Below are 16,900 nucleotides of genomic sequence, written 5' to 3'. Positions count from 1 at the left end.
GCAGTAAAAAGTACGATATGAATTCGCAAACGTTTGCGTTTTATCGAGATCGATTACAGTCGAGGAGGGATTAACGGCGTCGGATGGAATTATCGATTGCCGATGAAGGAACGCGCATGCGCGCCGTGGATATCCACGGCGCGAAGGCTTCATCAGCGACTGCCGCTCGCGCTTCGCCGCGCGCTGCGCATCGCCGGTGCGGCCGCCTCTTCGGCGCCGATCGCACCGTCGATCGCCGTACGCGGCCGGTTCATGATGTAGGCCCACAGCTGCTCGGCCGCGAGCCCGCGCTTGCGCGCCGATCGATACAGGCGGATTTCGAGTTCGGTGATCCAGTCGCCGGTGCCCGCGCACACGAGCGTGCCGTCAGCGAGCTCCTTCGCGACGCAGCTCTCGGGCAGCCAGCCGATGCCGTGCCCGGCCACGACCATGCCTTTCAGCGCTTCGGACATGTGCGTTTCGAAACACCGGTGCAGGACATACGGCTCGGTCGCATTCAGCAGCAGCATCTCGACGATGTTGCCGAGAAAGGCGCCCGACGAATACGCGAGCAGCGGCAGCGGCGCATCGGGCGTGCCGGGCAACTGGAATACCGGCTTGCCGTGCGCGTCGGGCGACGACACGGGCAGGATCCGCTCGACGCCCAGACTGACGAACGGGAAGTGGTTCGGGTCGAGCACGATCGGCAACTGCGGATGGTGATAGCCGAGCAGCAGGTCGCATTCGCCTTCGACCAGTTGCTGCACGCCTTCCGGCACGTTCACCGCATTGACGCGCGCGGTCACGTGGCCGACCTCGCCGTTGAGCCGCTTGAGCCATTCGGGAAACAGCGTGAACACGAGCGTATGCGCGACGGCGAAGCGCACGACCTGGTCGCTCGCCGCGAACTGGTCATAGCCGTTCACGAGATTGCGCGCCGCATACATGCTGCGCAGGATGTCCGCGGCGAGTCCGCGGAACATCTGGCCGGCGGGCGTCAGCGCGATCGGATTGATGCTCCGGTCCACCAGCTTCGCGTCCATCCAGGTTTCGAGAGCGGCGATTCGTCTGCTGAACGCCGACTGCGTCAGGTGCCGGTGACGCGCGGCCCGTGAAAAACTCTTGGTATCCGCGAGGCTCAGGAAATCTTCCAGCCACTTTGCTTCCATTTCGATCTTCGCTTTTTATAGTCGGGCGCCTGAAAGGCGGCGCCGTCTGCTGACCAACGTTCTAGCGTACCGCGCCTCGCGCCGGTCGGGCCGATGTTTTTTTTCGATGGGTGTCAGTCGAAATATGCATGGGCATTGTCGGCGGGATTACGGCTGCATAGCGTTGAGGGGCCGGACCGGTTAACCGGACGGTTCACCGCATCGGACTGTCCCGGCCGCCCGGACGGCACTTCCCCTCAGGGCCGGCTGCGCCGTGTGCGTGCCGGCCCGCCCGCTGGCGGTCGTTCCGGGGGCCGGCTCGCCGCTTTTGGTGCAGTGCAGATTGCACATCCGTGACACGCTGGAGAACTATGTTCGTCGGGCGCGGCGCCGCATCGGCCGTGCGCGCTTGCGGCGCACGGCCGGCGCCCGTCGCGTCGGGCGCTGCACCGTTGTGGTGCGAAATGCCGCACGGGCGTGCCTGGGCGGCGCAAAACAGGGGGATATCGAAGGGATCGAGCAAGGCACGTTCCTTGCAAAGCATTCAGTACGCCGGTCCGGCATGCGCAATGCCGGGGAAAACGATCGATGGAGAAAAGGTCGATGAAGCCATTCGATGAAATGCTGCAATCCGGCGACATGGTAAGGGCGCCTTACGCGCGCCTGAAGCAATGGCTCGACACGCAGAATCCCGCGAGCCTCGCCCAGAAAGCCCACGATGCGGAAGGCGTGTTCCGCAAGACGGGCATCACGTTCGCTGTCTACGGCGACGCGGAGGCCGCCGAGCGGCTGATTCCGTTCGACATCGTCCCGCGCATCATCTCGGGGGCGGAATGGAGCCGGCTGTCGCTCGGCATCGAGCAACGCGTGATGGCGCTGAACGCGTTCCTCGACGACATTTACCACCGCCAGGAAATCGTGCGCGCGGGCATCGTGCCGAAGCACCTGATCGCGCACAACGAGGCGTTCATCCCCGAGATGATCGACTTCCGGCCGCCCGGCAACGTTTACACGCACATCATCGGCGTCGACATCGTGCGCACCGGCGAGAACGAGTTCTACGTGCTGGAAGACAACGCGCGCACGCCGTCCGGCGTGTCGTACATGCTGGAAAACCGCGAGACGATGATGCAGCTCTTCCCCGAGCTGTTCCAGCAGGTGAAGGTGCGCCCGGTCGAAACCTATCCGCAGATGCTGCGCCAGTCGCTCGCGGCCGTGTGCCCGCCGGGCGGCAACGCCGACAATCCGACCGTCGCGGTGCTCACGCCCGGCATCCACAATTCCGCGTACTACGAACATTCGTTCCTCGCCGACCAGATGGGCGTGCACCTCGTCGAGGGCAGCGACCTGCAGGTGATCGACGGCCGCGTCGCGATGCGCACGACCGAAGGCTTCCAGCCGATCGACGTGCTGTACCGCCGCGTCGACGACGCGTTCCTCGATCCGCTCACGTTCCGCCCGGATTCGGTGCTCGGCGTGGCAGGCATCATGGACGTGTACCGCGCGGGCAACATCACGATCGCGAATGCGCCCGGCACCGGCATCGCCGACGACAAGGCGATCTACTCGTACATGCCGGAGATCGTCGAGTTCTACACGGGCCGCAAGGCGATGCTGGAGAACGTGCCGACCTGGCGCTGCGGCGAGGCCGACAGCCTGAAGTACGTGCTCGAGCATCTCGACGAACTGGTCGTGAAGGAGGTGCACGGCTCGGGCGGCTACGGGATGCTCGTCGGGCCGTGCGCATCGAAGGCCGAACTCGAGGCATTTTCCGCGAAGCTGCGCGCACGTCCCGCGAACTACATCGCGCAACCGACGCTCGCGCTGTCCACGACGCCGATCCTGACCGACGCCGGCCTCGCGCCGCGCCACGTCGACCTGCGTCCGTTCGTGCTGGTGTCGGACCGCATCCGCATCACGCCGGGCGGGCTTACGCGCGTCGCGCTGAAGGAAGGGTCGCTCGTCGTCAACTCGAGCCAGGGCGGCGGCACCAAGGACACCTGGGTGCTGGCCGACTGAGCCGGGCACGACCGCGCGCGCCGAAGCCGGCGCGCGAACCGAACGAAGACGGAGTGGACACGAGATGCTTCTGGGACGTACTGCAAGCGGTCTCTACTGGATGTACCGCTATATCGAGCGCGCGGAGAACATCGCGCGCATCGTCGATGCCGGGCTGCGGATGGCGCTCACGCGCACGGCCGACGCGCCGGCCGAATGGTCGTCGGTGCTCGTCAGCTCGGGCGCGGACGACGGCTATCGGCAGAAATACGACGCGTATGCGGCCGATACCGTGACCGACTATCTGCTGCGCGACCGCGACAATCCGTCGAGCGTGCTGTCGTGCATCGAGGCCGCGCGCTCGAACGCGCGGATGGTGCGCACGGCGCTGACGCGCGAGGCGTGGGAAAGCGTGAACGGCGCGTGGCTCGCGCTGCGCCGCGCGCTGGCGCAGCCGGTGCCGGAAAGCGAGCTGCCGGCCGTACTCGACCAGGTGAAGCGCGAAACCGCGCTGATCCTCGGCAGCTTCTACAGCACGATGCTGCGCAACGAGATCTTCGATTTCGCGCAGATCGGCGCATTCGTCGAACGCGCGGACAACACCGCGCGGATCATCGACGTGAAATACCACCTGCTGCTGCCGTCGGTATCGCACGTCGGCACGATCCTCGACAACTACCAATGGGAGACGATCCTGCGCTGCGTGGCTGCACACCGTTCGTATCGCTGGGTGTACGACGTGCAGTACAAGCCGCTCAACATCGCCGACTACCTGATCCTGAACGGCCGCATGCCGCGTTCGCTGCGTTATTGCTACGGGCGCGTCGTGTCGAGCCTGAACCTGCTCGCGAAGGATTACGGCGTGACACACCCGTGTCACGACACGGCCGCGAAGATTCTGCAAATGCTGTCCGATACCTCGGTCGAGCGGATCTTCAAGAGCGGCCTGCACGAATTCCTGACCGACTTCATCGGCCGTAACAACAGCCTCGGGCTCGAAATCGCCCAGGCTTACAACTTCGACTGAGGCTTGCCATGCGACTCGCCATCCGACACATTTCGCGTTACCAGTTCGACGATCAGGCCACCCATGCACTGCAACGGTTGCGGCTGCGCCCGCAGTCGGGCCCCGGGCAAACGGTGCGCGCGTGGCAGGTCACGATCGACGGCGTCGAGCCGACGCTGTCTTACGCCGACGGGCTCGGCAACCGGATCGACCTCGTGCGCCACGATCGCAGCGCGAAGGCCGAGATCGTCGTCGTGGCGGCCGGCGTCGTCGAGACGCAGGACCGCGCGGGCATACTCGGGAATCCCGAAGGCTATGCGCCGCCGTGGATCTTCGAGCGAGAGACCGCACTCACGAAGGCGGGCGACACCGTGCGCGCGCTGACCGACGCGCTGCCGATCGAGCCGCGAGGCCTCGACGCATTGCACTGGCTGATGACGGAAGTGCACGGCCGCATCGCGTACGCGCCGAACCTGGCCGGCGACGCCGCCGTCGATGCGGAAACCGCGCTGCAAAGCGGCGAGGGCACGAGCCGCGACCATGCACACGCGTTCATCGCGGCCGCACGCGTGCTGAAGATCCCCGCACGCTATATCTCGGGCTACGTGCTGGCCGACAGCGCGATGCAGCGCATCGCCGATGCGAAACAGCATGCGGGCGACATCGAGGACGAGGAAGCGCTGGCGCTGCAGAGCGCCGACGGCATGCAGCAGGCGCTCGGCGCGTCGCATGCCGTGCAGTCGCAATCGCAGGGGCAGTCGCAGGCGGCGCTCGGCACGCAGCCGCAAGCCGCGGCGTTGATGCAGCAGCCGGCCGGCCACGCGTGGGCCGAGGCCTATGTCGAAGGGCTCGGCTGGGTCGGCTTCGACCCGTTCATGAACCGTTGCCCGGACGAACGCTACGTGCGCATCGCGGTCGGCCTCGACCATCGCGACGCGCAGCCGGTGACGGGGCTCGGCGCGACGGCCGTCGGCGTCGAGATCAGCGTCGTGCAGACGCCGGAACTCGTCTGACCCGGCGCGCGCCTTCGCCGAATCCGCCATGCCGGGCCGCCGCGTCGGAAGCGACGCGGCGTGCGCGGCCGGCCCAACCCGACTCGAGCTCCCATGTCCATCCACGTCGCGCTGCATCACACCACCCGCTATCGCTACGACCGGCTCGTCAACCTCGGCCCGCAGGTCGTGCGGCTGCGGCCCGCGCCGCATTGCCGGACGCCGATCCTCGCGTATTCGATGACGGTCGAGCCCGCGCAGCACTTCATCAACTGGCAGCAGGATCCGTTTTCGAACTATCTCGCGCGGCTCGTGTTTCCCGAGCGCACCGAGCACTTCGAGATCACGATCGATCTCGTCGCCGAGATGTCGGTGTACAACCCGTTCGACTTCTTCCTCGAAGCGAGCGCGGAGCAATATCCGTTCAGCTATGACGACGCGCTGAAGACCGAGCTCGCGCCGTATCTCGCATGCGATCCGCAGACGAGCGCCGCGCCGCTGTTTCGCGCGTATCTCGACGGCGTGGACCGCACGCCGGCCGGCACCGTGAACTTCCTCGTCGCGCTGAACCAGCGGCTTCAGCGCGACATCGGCTATCTCGTGCGGATGGAGCCGGGCGTGCAGACGCCCGCGCAGACGCTCGAACTCGCGTCCGGCTCGTGCCGCGACAGCGCGTGGCTGCTCGTGCAGCTGTGCCGCCATCTCGGCATCGCCGCGCGCTTCGTCTCGGGTTACCTGATTCAGCTCACCCCCGACGTGAAATCGCTCGACGGCCCGAGCGGCACGTCGGTCGATTTCACCGACCTGCACGCGTGGTGCGAGGTCTACCTGCCGGGCGCCGGCTGGATCGGCTTCGATCCGACGTCGGGCCTGCTCGCCGGCGAAGGGCATATTCCGCTCGCGTGCACGCCGCAGCCGACGAGCGCCGCGCCGGTGGAAGGGCTGATCGACGAGTGCGAAGTGTCGTTCGAGCACGAGATGAGCGTGACGCGCGTGTACGAGTCGCCGCGCGTGACGAAGCCGTATACGGAGTCGCAGTGGGATGCCGTGCTGGCGCTCGGCACGCAGGTCGACGGCGCGCTGGCCGCCGGCGACGTGCGGCTCACGCAGGGCGGCGAGCCGACCTTCGTGTCGATCGACGATCGCGACGGTGCCGAGTGGAACACCGATGCGCTCGGTCCGACCAAGCGCGGCTACGCGACCGAACTCGTGCAGCGGCTGCGCGCCGAATACGGCGACGGCGGTTTTCTGCATTTCGGGCAGGGCAAGTGGTACCCGGGCGAGCAACTGCCGCGCTGGGCGCTGTCGATCTTCTGGCGCGCGGACGGCCAGCCCGTGTGGCACGATCCGTCGCTGTTCGCCGACGAGCGCGAGCCGTCCGCGTATACCACCGACGACGCGAAGCGTTTCATCGACGCGCTCGCCGCGCGGCTGAACCTGACCGGCGAATTCATCCGGCCCGGCTACGAGGACGTCTGGTACTACCTGTGGCGCGAGCGTCGGTTGCCCGTCAACGTCGATCCGTTCGACGCGCGCCTCGACGACGAGCTCGAACGTGCGCGGCTGCGCAAGGTGTTCGAGCAGCAGCTCGACAGTGTGGTCGGCTACGTGCTGCCGATCAAGCGCATGGACGATTCGTCGGGCGGCGATCGGCCGGGCCTCGACGGGCCGCGCTGGCAGACGGGCCCGTGGTTTTTCCGCGACGAGCGGATGTATCTGGTGCCCGGCGATTCGCCGATGGGCTATCGGCTGCCGCTCGATTCGCTGCCGTGGACGGCCCGCGCCGACTATCCGTACCTCGTCGAACGCGATCCGTTCGCGCCGCGCGATGCATTGCCGGACGCGGCCGCCATTCGCGCCCGCTACGCGGGCCCGGCCGACGCGCCGCGCTATCTGGCCGGCTTGCATCGCGAAGCGTCCGCGCCGACCGTGATGCAGTGGCGTGCCGACGGCGCGGCCGGGAGCGAGCGGCCGGGCGCCGTCGACCCGCATCGTCGGCCCGAGCGCTTCGAATCGGCCGCGTGGATCACGCGCACCGCGCTGTGCGTCGAAGTGCGCAACGGCATCCTGTACCTGTTCATGCCGCCGCTCGCCGCGCTCGAGGATTATCTCGACCTGCTCGGCGCGATCGAGTCGACCGCGCACGCACTCGGCGTGAAGCTCGTGCTCGAAGGCTATCCGCCGCCGCGCGACGCGCGACTGAAGCTGCTGCAGGTGACGCCCGATCCCGGCGTGATCGAGGTGAACATCCATCCGGCCGCGAGCTTCGACGAACTCGTCGACCAGACCGAATTCCTGTACGACGCTGCGTGGCAATCGCGGCTGTGCAGCGAGAAATTCATGGTCGACGGGCGGCACGTCGGCACCGGCGGCGGCAACCACTTCGTGCTCGGCGGCGCGACGCCGGCCGACAGCCCGTTCCTGCGCCGCCCGGACCTGCTCGCGAGCCTGATCGCGTACTGGCACAACCATCCGTCGCTGTCGTACCTGTTCTCGGGGCTGTTCATCGGGCCGACGAGCCAGGCGCCGCGTGTCGACGAGGCGCGCAACGACCAGCTCTACGAGCTCGACATCGCGTTCGCGGAGATCCAGCGCAACAAGCTGCTGTTCGGACAGGACATGCCGCCGTGGCTCGTCGACCGCGTGCTGCGCAACCTGCTGATCGACGTGACCGGCAACACGCACCGCAGCGAGTTCTGCATCGACAAGCTGTATTCGCCCGATTCGTCGACCGGCCGGCTCGGCCTGCTCGAACTGCGCGCGTTCGAGATGCCGCCGCACGCGCGGATGAGCATCGTGCAGCAACTGCTGCTACGCGCGCTGGTCGCCCGCTTCTGGGCCGCGCCGTACACGACGCCCCTCACGCGCTGGGGCACCGCGCTGCACGATCGCTTCATGCTGCCTGCGTTCCTGAAGATGGATTTCGACGACGTGCTCGCCGAGTTGCGCGACGCCGGTTTCGCGTTCGATTCCGCGTGGTTCGCGCCGCATTTCGAATTCCGCTTCCCGCTGTTCGGCCAGATCGCGGTGAACGGGATGCAGCTGTCGCTGCGCGGCGCCTTGGAGCCGTGGCACGTGATGGGCGAGGAGGGCGCGATCGGCGGCACGGTGCGCTACGTCGATTCGTCGGTCGAACGGCTCGAAGTGCGCGTGACGGGGCTGAACGACAACCGGCACGTCGTGACCGTCGACGGCCGCGCGCTGCCGCTGCAGCCGACCGGCACCGTCGGCGAATACGTCGCGGGCGTGCGCTACAAGGCGTGGTCGCCGCCGTCGGCGCTGCATCCGACCATCGGCGTGCATGCGCCGCTCACGTTCGATGTCGTCGATACGTGGCTGCAACGCTCGCTCGGCGGCTGCCGATATCACGTCGCGCATCCGGGCGGGCGCAATTACGCGACGTTCCCCGTCAATGCGTACGAAGCCGAAAGCCGCCGGCTCGCGCGCTTCGTCGAGATCGGGCACACGCCGGGGCGGATGGATGTCGCGGCGGCCGCGCCGAGCCGTGAATTCCCGTTCACGCTCGACTTGCGGCGGCCGTGATCGATCGATGACAGGGCGGACGACGATGCGGGGTTCGCGACCTCCCGGCGGCCGCGCCGGAATGCTAGGATGCGGGCAGATTGCGGCCGTGCGCCGCGGTAGCTTGCCGCCGGTGCGGCGGCGCGCATGTGCGGTCGCACCCTGACGACGGAACGACATCGTGCCGCCCATTGACCTTGATCATCTCGCCGCTCTCGACGCGATGCCCACGCTTTTCGATTCCGGCGCCCAGCCGGACGCCGCCGAACTGGCCGCCGCGCTCGCGGCGCCGGCGGCCGCCGGCCGTTACGACGAACTGCGCGGCAGCGCGGCCGGCCTGAACGCGCCCGCGCTGGCACCCGCGTGGCGCAATTTCTTCACGTCGATCGGCAGCGACGGCGTGGCCGACCTCGACCGCCGCGCCGACGCGCTGCACCGGCGCATGCGCGAGAACGGCCTGTTCTACCAGCTGCACGAGCAGCGCGCCGGCGACGGCGCGGCCGGCCCGTGGGCGCTCGACCTGCTGCCGCTGATCGTCACGCCCGAGGACTGGGTCGCGATCGAGCGCGGCGTGCTGCAGCGCGTGCGGCTGCTCAACGCGACGCTGGCCGACCTGTACGGGCCGCAGACGATCCTGCACCGCGGGCTGTTGCCGCCCGCGCTCGTCACCGGCCACCCCGGCTACCTGCGTGCGATGCGCGGTGCGCACGTGCCGGGCGATACGTGGCTGCACGTCGTCGCGTTCGATCTCGCGCGCGGCCCCGACGGCCAGTGGCGGATCGTCGCGCAGCACACGCAGGGGGCGGCCGGGCTCGGCTACCTGCTGGAGAATCGGCTGATCGTGTCGCGGCTCTTTCCGCGCGGGTTTCGCGGGCTGCGCGTGCAGCGGCTTGCATCCGCGTACCGTGCGCTGCTGCAGAGCATGCAGTCGCTCAGCCCCGCCGCGAAGAATTCGCGGATCGTGCTGCTGACGCCGGGGCCGCACAGCGCGACCTATTTCGAGCACGCGTATCTCGCGCGCTATCTCGGCCTCACGCTCGTCGAAGGCGGCGACCTGACCGCGCGCGACAACCGCGTGTTCCTGAAGACGCTGAGCGGCCTCGAACCCGTGCACGGCATCCTGCGGCGCGTCGACGACGCGTGGCTCGATCCGCTCGAACTGCGGCCCGATTCGATGCTCGGCGTGCCGGGGCTGCTGCAGGCCGTGCGCGCGGGCAACGTGCTGCTCGCGAACGCACCGGGCTCGGGCTTCCTCGAATCGCCGGCGATGCTCGGCTTCATGCCGCGTCTCGCGGAAGGCTTGCTCGGCGAAACGCTGACGCTGCCGGCCGTGCATTCGTGGTGGTGCGGCGAGGCGGCCGCGTGCGACGACGCGCTGCCGCAACTCGCGCGCGGCATCGTCAAGGCATCCTATCCACCCGACGTGCAGGAAGGCGGTGCGTTCGAACCGGTGATCGGCGCGCGGCTCACGCAGGCGCAACTGGCGGAATGGCGCGCGCGGATTCTCGCGCGGCCCGAACATTACACGGTGCAGGCGGATCTGCCGCTGTCGCAGGCGCCGACCTGGCCGCGACCCGATGCGCCCGACGGCAACGGCAGCGCGCGCATCGTGCCGAAGCCGCTGCTGCTGCGCGTGTTCGCGCTCGCCGACGGCGCGCAGCGCTGGCGGCTGCTGCCGGGCGGGCTGTCGCGGGTCGGCACGCGCGACACGCTGTTCAACGCGCCGATGCCGCGCGGCGGTAGCACCGTCGATACGTGGGTGATGACCGAGGGCATCGTCGATTCGACGACGCTGCTGCAGACGCACCTCGGCCCCGACGATCTCGTCGAGCGGCCGCGCGCGATCGCGAGCCGTGCGGCCGAGAACCTGTTCTGGCTCGGCCGCTACACCGAGCGCGCGACCAACCTGATGCGCCTGGCGCGTGCCGCGCTCGAGCGGCTGCGCGGCGAAGACGACGTCGACAGTCCCGCGCATCTGGAACTGCTCGACGCGCTGTGTCGCGATACCGGGCTGATCGCCGCCGACGCGCCGCAGGCCGTCGATGCGCCGCGCGCGTTCCAGCACGAGCTGGCGACGTCGCTGACGCGCGGCGCCGATCGCACGTCGGGGATCGCGTCGTGCCTGTTCGGCATGCGCGGCGCGGCTGCCGCGATCCGCGAGCGGCTGTCGAGCGATCAGTGGCGGCTGATCGACGACGCGACGCAACTGTTCGCGGACAGCGCAGGGCAACCGGAGGCGGAGGAGCAGATCGGCAACGAGGCGCTGCAGTTGCTGGAACGTCTCGGCCTGCTGCTCGGCGCGATCACCGGCGCGCAGACCGACAACATGACGCGCGACGACGGCTGGCGATTGCTGTCGATCGGCCGGCAGATCGACCGGCTCGACTTCCTGTGCAGCGTGCTGAAGTTCGCGTTCGACGAAGGCGCCGTGCATCGGCAGGACGGCTTCGAACTCGTGCTGGAACTGTTCGACAGCACGATCACGTTCCGTTCGCGGTTCCAGCGCGGCTTCGACGTCGCGCCGCTGCTGTCGCTCGTCGTGCTCGATACCGACAACCCGCGCTCGCTCGGCTGGGTCGTGCAGGCACTGCGCGGCCGGCTGACGAAGGTCGAGCGCAGCGAAGGCTATGCGCTGTCCGAGTTGGCCGAGACGGTTCCGAACATACCCGCGTGGTCGTTGCACGAGCTGTGCGAGACCGCCGAAGGCGGTCGGCACGACAAGCTGCTCGCCGCGCTCGACACGACGGCGAAAGCGGTGTGGGAGTTGTCGAACCGGATCGGCGAGCGCTATTTCAGTCACGTGCGCGAGGCGGGCAGGACGCTATGGTGACGACGAAAGGCGTGCCGAAAACACCGGCCGGCCCCGCAAACGCGCGGCAGGCGCCGGCTGCCGCGGCCTCGGCGCCGATCGCGACGGATGCGCCGGCCGCCGTCGCGCCGGGCCGGTTGCTGCGCGTCACGCACGACACCGAATATCGTTACGCGGCGCGCGTCGAATCCGCGCAGCACCAGGCACGCCTGCAACCGCTCGCGACGCCGCGCCAGCAGGTGCTGTCGTTCTCGCTCGACATCGAACCTTCACCGGAAACGGTCTGCACCGAGATCGATGCGTTCGGCAACGCGCGGGCGTCGTTCGCGCTGAATCAGCCGCACGACGCGCTGCTCGTGCGCAGCCGCAGCACCGTGCGCGTGACGCCGCCCGCATGGTCGCTCGGCGCGCGCGGCGAGCCGCCGCCTGCGATCGCGAACCCGGACGCCGCGCATGCCACCGCCTGGGAGGCCGTGCGCGACCGCTTGCGGTTTCGCGCGGGGCAACCGTACGATCCGGCGAGCGAGTTCGTGTTCGCGTCGCCGCACGTCGCGTGCGACCCCGAACTCGCCGCGTACGCGGCCGCGAGCTTCACGCCGCAACGGCCGCTCGTGCAGGCTGCGTGGGACCTGATGCGCCGCGTGCATGCCGATTTCGCGTACACGCCGAACAGCACCGACATCACGACGTCGGCGCTCGATGCGCTGCGGTTGCGCAAGGGCGTCTGCCAGGATTTCGCGCACGTGATGATCGGCGCGCTGCGCTCGCTCGGGCTGGCCGCGCGGTACATCAGCGGCTACCTGCTGACGCAGCCGCCGCCCGGTCAGCCGCGGCTGATCGGCGCCGACGCGTCGCATGCATGGGTCGACGTGTACGATCCGGCGTGGCCCGAGGACGGCGGCTGGCTGCAACTCGATCCGACCAACGATCGTGCGCCGGGCGACGACTACGTGATGCTGTCGGTCGGCCGCGACTACGCGGACGTGACGCCGCTGCGCGGCGTGATCCGCGGCGGCGGCGCGGATCAGGAGCTGAGGGTCGGCGTGACGGTCGAGCCGCTCGATGCGGCTTGAAGGGCCGCCGGGTATGGCCCGCGCGCTTTAAGTCTTCGTTAATACTGCACGCTTAGCATGGTGATGCCGGTGAACGGCTCGGGCCCCGGTCCGGCGCGCCGGCGGCACGCGCGGGTGCGTCGACGTCATGGCGCCGCGCCGTCGCGCGGCGCCATTTTCATGCAACGGCGGCAGACCATGATCAAGCACTTCGACTACACGCTCGGCGGCGAGACGATCGAGCTTTGTGCGAGCTTCGGCGCGGGCCCGGCATTCCGCCGCGTGCTCGTGAGCCGCGCGGATTCGATGGAGACGCTGGTGGTGCTCGACGCGCGCGGGCTGTCGGGCCTGTTGAAAGTGGCGACCGAGGAACCGGAAGGGTTGCTCGACGACGCGATCCGCAAGGTCGGCGACGAACAGCTCGTCGAGCGGGCGATCAGCGGCAGGACGATCGTCGAAGCCGCGTTGTGATCGGGCAGCGCGGGTGCGTGCGGCACGCGCGGAAACACGCGCCGCGTTGCGTGACGTTACTCAGGCCGCGAACCGGTCCGTCGCCGCGACCAGCGCTTCCAGAATCCCCGGTTCGTTGTATGCATGCCCGGCGCCGGGCACGATCTCGAACGTCGCATCCGGCCACGCCTTCGACAACTCCCATGCGGTACGTGCCGGCGTCGCGATGTCGTAGCGGCCCTGCACGATCACACCCGGGATGCCGGCGAGCCGATGCGCGTCGCGCAGCAACTGGCCTTCCTCGACGAAGCCCTTGTTCACGAAGTAGTGGTTTTCGATCCGCGCGAACGCGAGCGCGTAGTGGCCGTCCGCGAAGTGCGCGGCGAGCGCGGGATCGGGCAGCAGCGTGATCGTGCGGCCTTCCCAGACGCTCCACGCGCGTGCGGCTTCGAGCTTCGCGGCTTCGTCGTCGCCCGTGAGGCGGCGATGGTAGGCGGCCATCAGGTCGCCGCGCTCGGCCTCCGGAATCGGAGCGAGGAAGTCTTCCCAGTGATCGGGAAACAGCCACGATGCGCCTTCCTGGTAGTACCACAGCAACTCCGCGCGACGCATCGTGAAGATGCCGCGCACGATCAGCGCGCTCACGCGTTCGGGGTGGGTTTCCGCGTACGCGATCGCCAGCGCGCTGCCCCACGAGCCGCCGAATACGAGCCATTGCTCGGCGCCGACCATCTCCCGCAGGCGTTCGATATCGGCGACCAGATCCCACGTCGTGTTGTTCTCGAGGCTCGCATGCGGCGTCGAGCGTCCGCAGCCGCGCTGGTCGAACAGCAGGATGTCGTAGCGCTCGGGATCGAACAGACGGCGATGGTCGGGGCCGCAGCCGGCGCCGGGGCCGCCGTGCAGGAACACGGCAGGCTTGCCGGCCGGGTTGCCGCAGCGTTCCCAGTAGATGCGGTGGCCGTCGCCGGTGTCGAGGTGGCCGTGGGCGTAAGGTTCGATCGGTGGATACACAGGCAGACTCCGGGTGAGGGTCGAGAGAACGCGGACGAGGCGCGGACCGGTGTGCGGACGCGTACGGCTGCGGAGATTGCTGCGCCGCAAAATTCGTTGCGTGGGCATCGGACCGGCCGCCGCCGGACAAGGCTTGTCATTATGCCCATTCGTCATGCCGGACGTTGGCGCGCCGTCGCCTCGCCGACGGCATGTGTCACGCGGATTTTTGAAGCAATTTCATTCCGATATTTTTCATACAAAATCCCGGCGGCAGGTCGGCGGGCCGATCGGGCGCCGGCCGATTCCCGTTCCTTTACCGTGCCAACGGACACCAGCCGATGAACCATCGCGTCACGCAGTTGACCGGGTTGCGCGCCGTCGCGGTCGCGATGGTCGTCGTCGGTCATGCCGAGCATGTGCTGCCCGGCGGCTATACGGGCTGGTACGCACCGTTGCGGCTGATCGCCGACGGCCGGCTCGGCGTGCTGATCTTCTTCGTGCTGAGCGGTTTCCTGATCACCAACGTGCTGCGCGCCGAGTTCGCGCGCACGGGCGGCGTCGCGCTGACGTCGTTCTACGTGCGCCGCGCGTTGCGGATCTGGCCGGCCTGCTACGTGTATCTCGCGGCCGTTGCGATCGTGGCCTTCACCGGCTCGTTCGACGTCGATCGCCGGCAATGGCTCTATGCGGCGCTGCACCTGTGGAATTACTCGGCGTGGTTCGGGCTGACCGGAGACAACGCGTTGCATCCGGACGGTGCGTGGTACCTCGGCCACTTCTGGTCGCTCGCGCTCGAGGAGCAGTTCTACTGGTTCTGGCCGCTGCTGTTCGTGTTCGGCATCCGCCGCGCCGGCACGCGCTGGCTGGCCGCGCTGATCCTGATCGTGCCGCTGGTGCGCGCCGCCACGTATTTCCTGGCGCCCGCGCTGCGCGGACAACTCGGGATGATGCTGCATACGGGTATCGATCCGATCCTGATCGGCTGCTATGCGTCGCTCAACCGCGAACGGCTCGAAGCGTGGATAGGTTCGTGGCGCGGGGAGGCGCGCATCGTGACGGCGCTCGTGTTCGTCGTACTGCTCGGCATGCCGCTCGCCGAACACCGGCTCGGCGGTTTCTGGAATGCGACGTACGGCGTGACGCTCGAAGCCGCGCTGATCGCGCTCGTGATCGTCGTGCTGAATTTCCGCAGCGAGTTCTGGTGCGCGCGCTGGTTGCGCGCCGGGCCGGTGGTGTTCGTCGGCACGATTTCGTTCAGTCTTTATCTGTGGCAGCAGCCGTTTGCGAATCCGCGATTGCCGGTGCCGCACGGGTTTCCGCTCGGCATCGTGTGGGCGCTGATTGCCGCGACCGCCAGCTATTTTCTCGTCGAGAAACCGTTCCTGCGGCTCAAGGATCGCTATACGGCGCGCGAGGCGCGACGCGTGCGGGGCGACGCGTTGCGGATGCCGGCGCCGACCGATGCGATCGGGCCGAAGGTGGTGGAGTAGGCGGGCGGGGCAGTGTCGTGCCCACGGCGTTACTTGAAGCGTTTCATCGCGGCCGGCGAATACCAGAAGTTCCGGAACATGTCGATTCCATAGGACTTGCCGTCGTAGTGGACGATCGTGCGTGCCGTGCGCTTGCCCGTATCCGAGTAATCGCCGTTCTTGCGTTGCGTCTGCGCGATGTGCGCCGTGATCGACAGGTCGGCGAAGCCGTGGCTCGACGTTTTCTCGACGGCGATCGTCATCCGGGCCTCTTCGCTGCGCGCATCGCCTGCACCCGGGCCGCAGGCGTCGCCTTCGACGCTGATCCAGCCGTAGAGGTTGGTGCCGAACACCGGGCGGATACGGCTGCCTTCGCGCACCCACAGCGTCAACTCTTCACCGGCGTTGGCATCCGGGCAGCTCGGCCCGCGTGCACTGCTGGTAAACACGACGCCGAACGCGCGTACGTCGGGCGTCAACCGGTAGGGCGCCGTGTCGATCCGATAGCTATTCTCACCGATCTCCGTCGCCGCATCCTCTTCGACTACCGACCGCTCGGCCGCCACGACCTTGCCGCCCTCGACGAGCGCGATCACCTGCAGCTTTCTGCTTTCGTCGGGATTCTTGCTCTTCGGCAGCGAATCGAATGCGACGGCCGCGATCGTCGTGCCCGGCGCGTTCGGCATGGCCTTGCACGACGACGCGACGACGAGCCGGTCCGCGTCGCGCGTGGCGATGCGTGCGCTCGCGATGCCGGCCCAGCGGGCGATGGCCGTGACGGTAGCGTCGCTGCAAGCCTGGCTGTCGGCGGCGTGAACGATGGGGGCGGCGGCGAGCACCAGCAGCGGGGCGAAGCGCAGGATTTTCATTGTCGTGATCGGAGATGTTGTTTTCATTGATATGCGTGGGAGGCGCTTACCGACCCATCGGTGACGTTCAGCTCCCTCCAAAGCGGACGTTGAAATTAGTAGGGTTCACCGTTCTTGTGCTGGAAACCCCACTGGCCGTTTGAACCCATCACAGCAACGAGATCGTCCGTTGCATAGCTTACTGCGTCGCCAGATACCCTGCTGCCGACCTCGATGATCGTGGCATCGGCTGCCGAGTTATTTTGTAGATGGTGCGCCATGCCATTCGCGCGAAACCCGGCGCACATTCCAGGTCGCATGAGGTAGCTTTCGTCACCGACGTAGAGGGTGACCTCGCCGCTGAGGACATACACCCACTCGTCCTGTTTCGAGTGCCGATGGTGTAGAGCAGACACCGCGCCGGGGCTCAACGTCGTCAAGTTCACACCAAACTGACTCAAACCGAACGGATCGCCAAGAGGTTTCTTCTCCCGTCCCGTCATGCGCGAGGCAAACGGCTCAGGGTAGTTTGAAGGTTTGGTACGGGGTACTGCATCGGCGGCGATCATGCAAGCTTGGGGCTGATCCATTTGCAATCCTCACTCCGTCAAAATAGGCAAAAGAGATTGTG

General features: G+C 67.8%; 12 protein-coding genes. 8 read left to right on the top strand and 4 right to left on the bottom strand.

What is annotated here, in order from left to right; translation table 11 throughout:
• Positions 1–152 precede the first annotated feature (152 nt).
• Positions 153–1,148, bottom strand: a complete 996-nt coding sequence (locus WS95_RS05275) for a LysR substrate-binding domain-containing protein (protein WP_059783839.1) — start codon at positions 1,146–1,148, stop codon at positions 153–155.
• A gap of 582 nt (positions 1,149–1,730) precedes the next feature.
• Here WS95_RS05275 and WS95_RS05270 point away from each other — a divergent pair.
• The 7 genes from WS95_RS05270 to WS95_RS05240 all read left to right on the top strand — a co-directional run bounded on the left by WS95_RS05270 (position 1,731) and on the right by WS95_RS05240 (position 12,977).
• Positions 1,731–3,146 (top strand): circularly permuted type 2 ATP-grasp protein, encoded by a 1,416-nt coding sequence (locus WS95_RS05270; protein WP_059822643.1) that lies wholly within the window; start codon positions 1,731–1,733, stop codon positions 3,144–3,146.
• Positions 3,147–3,210: 64 nt separating this feature from the next.
• Entirely contained in the window at positions 3,211–4,152 is a 942-nt protein-coding gene (locus tag WS95_RS05265; protein ID WP_059822641.1) for an alpha-E domain-containing protein, read from the top strand.
• An 8-nt stretch (positions 4,153–4,160) separates the two neighbouring features.
• The gene (locus WS95_RS05260; protein ID WP_059822639.1) at positions 4,161–5,144 is read left to right on the top strand and encodes a transglutaminase family protein; all 984 of its coding nucleotides are present in this window, start codon (positions 4,161–4,163) and stop codon (positions 5,142–5,144) included.
• 93 nt (positions 5,145–5,237) lie between these two features.
• Entirely contained in the window at positions 5,238–8,666 is a 3,429-nt protein-coding gene (locus WS95_RS05255; RefSeq protein WP_059822637.1) for a transglutaminase family protein, read from the top strand.
• A gap of 202 nt (positions 8,667–8,868) precedes the next feature.
• Positions 8,869–11,475 carry a circularly permuted type 2 ATP-grasp protein gene (locus tag WS95_RS05250; RefSeq protein WP_059822635.1) on the top strand — a complete coding sequence of 869 codons (2,607 nt, stop codon included), beginning with the start codon at positions 8,869–8,871 and terminating at the stop codon, positions 11,473–11,475.
• Positions 11,469–12,527, top strand: coding sequence for a transglutaminase family protein (locus WS95_RS05245; RefSeq protein ID WP_059822633.1), 1,059 nt, complete (start codon positions 11,469–11,471; stop codon positions 12,525–12,527). Before WS95_RS05250 ends, WS95_RS05245 begins: the two co-directional genes overlap by 7 nt.
• Positions 12,528–12,704: 177 nt before the next feature.
• Positions 12,705–12,977, top strand: coding sequence for a hypothetical protein (locus WS95_RS05240; RefSeq protein WP_034206215.1), 273 nt, complete (start codon positions 12,705–12,707; stop codon positions 12,975–12,977).
• Positions 12,978–13,037: 60 nt separating this feature from the next.
• Here WS95_RS05240 and pip read toward each other — a convergent pair whose 3' ends face one another.
• Positions 13,038–13,970 (bottom strand): prolyl aminopeptidase, encoded by a 933-nt coding sequence (gene pip, locus WS95_RS05235; protein WP_059822631.1) that lies wholly within the window; start codon positions 13,968–13,970, stop codon positions 13,038–13,040.
• Between the two features lie 320 nt (positions 13,971–14,290).
• Between pip and WS95_RS05230 the strand changes: the two genes are divergently transcribed.
• Positions 14,291–15,442, top strand: a complete 1,152-nt coding sequence (locus tag WS95_RS05230; protein WP_059822630.1) for an acyltransferase family protein — start codon at positions 14,291–14,293, stop codon at positions 15,440–15,442.
• 29 nt (positions 15,443–15,471) lie between these two features.
• Here WS95_RS05230 and WS95_RS05225 read toward each other — a convergent pair whose 3' ends face one another.
• Entirely contained in the window at positions 15,472–16,290 is an 819-nt protein-coding gene (locus WS95_RS05225; protein ID WP_059822628.1) for a hypothetical protein, read from the bottom strand.
• Between the two features lie 95 nt (positions 16,291–16,385).
• On the bottom strand, positions 16,386–16,859 hold the full coding sequence (locus tag WS95_RS05220) for a cupin domain-containing protein (RefSeq protein WP_059822627.1): 474 nt from the start codon (positions 16,857–16,859) through the stop codon (positions 16,386–16,388).
• Positions 16,860–16,900: the final 41 nt, after the last annotated feature.

The organism is Burkholderia sp. MSMB1826, assembly GCF_001526325.1.
In the GTDB taxonomy this organism is placed as follows: domain Bacteria; phylum Pseudomonadota; class Gammaproteobacteria; order Burkholderiales; family Burkholderiaceae; genus Burkholderia.
This window is presented reverse-complemented; position numbering and strand designations above follow the sequence as displayed.

What these genes read in the sequence shown, in the direction of transcription:
- WS95_RS05240 (WP_034206215.1), top strand. Translation starts at nt 12,705, where the DNA reads ATGATCAAGCACTTCGACTACACGCTCGGCGGCGAGACGATCGAGCTT.
- WS95_RS05250 (WP_059822635.1), top strand. Translation starts at nt 8,869, where the DNA reads ATGCCCACGCTTTTCGATTCCGGCGCCCAGCCGGACGCCGCCGAACTG.
- WS95_RS05255 (WP_059822637.1), top strand. Translation starts at nt 5,238, where the DNA reads ATGTCCATCCACGTCGCGCTGCATCACACCACCCGCTATCGCTACGAC.
- WS95_RS05270 (WP_059822643.1), top strand. Translation starts at nt 1,731, where the DNA reads ATGAAGCCATTCGATGAAATGCTGCAATCCGGCGACATGGTAAGGGCG.
- WS95_RS05230 (WP_059822630.1), top strand. Translation starts at nt 14,291, where the DNA reads ATGAACCATCGCGTCACGCAGTTGACCGGGTTGCGCGCCGTCGCGGTC.
- WS95_RS05275 (WP_059783839.1), bottom strand. Translation starts at nt 1,148, where the DNA reads ATGGAAGCAAAGTGGCTGGAAGATTTCCTGAGCCTCGCGGATACCAAG.
- WS95_RS05260 (WP_059822639.1), top strand. Translation starts at nt 4,161, where the DNA reads ATGCGACTCGCCATCCGACACATTTCGCGTTACCAGTTCGACGATCAG.
- WS95_RS05265 (WP_059822641.1), top strand. Translation starts at nt 3,211, where the DNA reads ATGCTTCTGGGACGTACTGCAAGCGGTCTCTACTGGATGTACCGCTAT.
- WS95_RS05225 (WP_059822628.1), bottom strand. Translation starts at nt 16,290, where the DNA reads ATGAAAATCCTGCGCTTCGCCCCGCTGCTGGTGCTCGCCGCCGCCCCC.
- WS95_RS05245 (WP_059822633.1), top strand. Translation starts at nt 11,469, where the DNA reads ATGGTGACGACGAAAGGCGTGCCGAAAACACCGGCCGGCCCCGCAAAC.
- WS95_RS05220 (WP_059822627.1), bottom strand. Translation starts at nt 16,859, where the DNA reads ATGGATCAGCCCCAAGCTTGCATGATCGCCGCCGATGCAGTACCCCGT.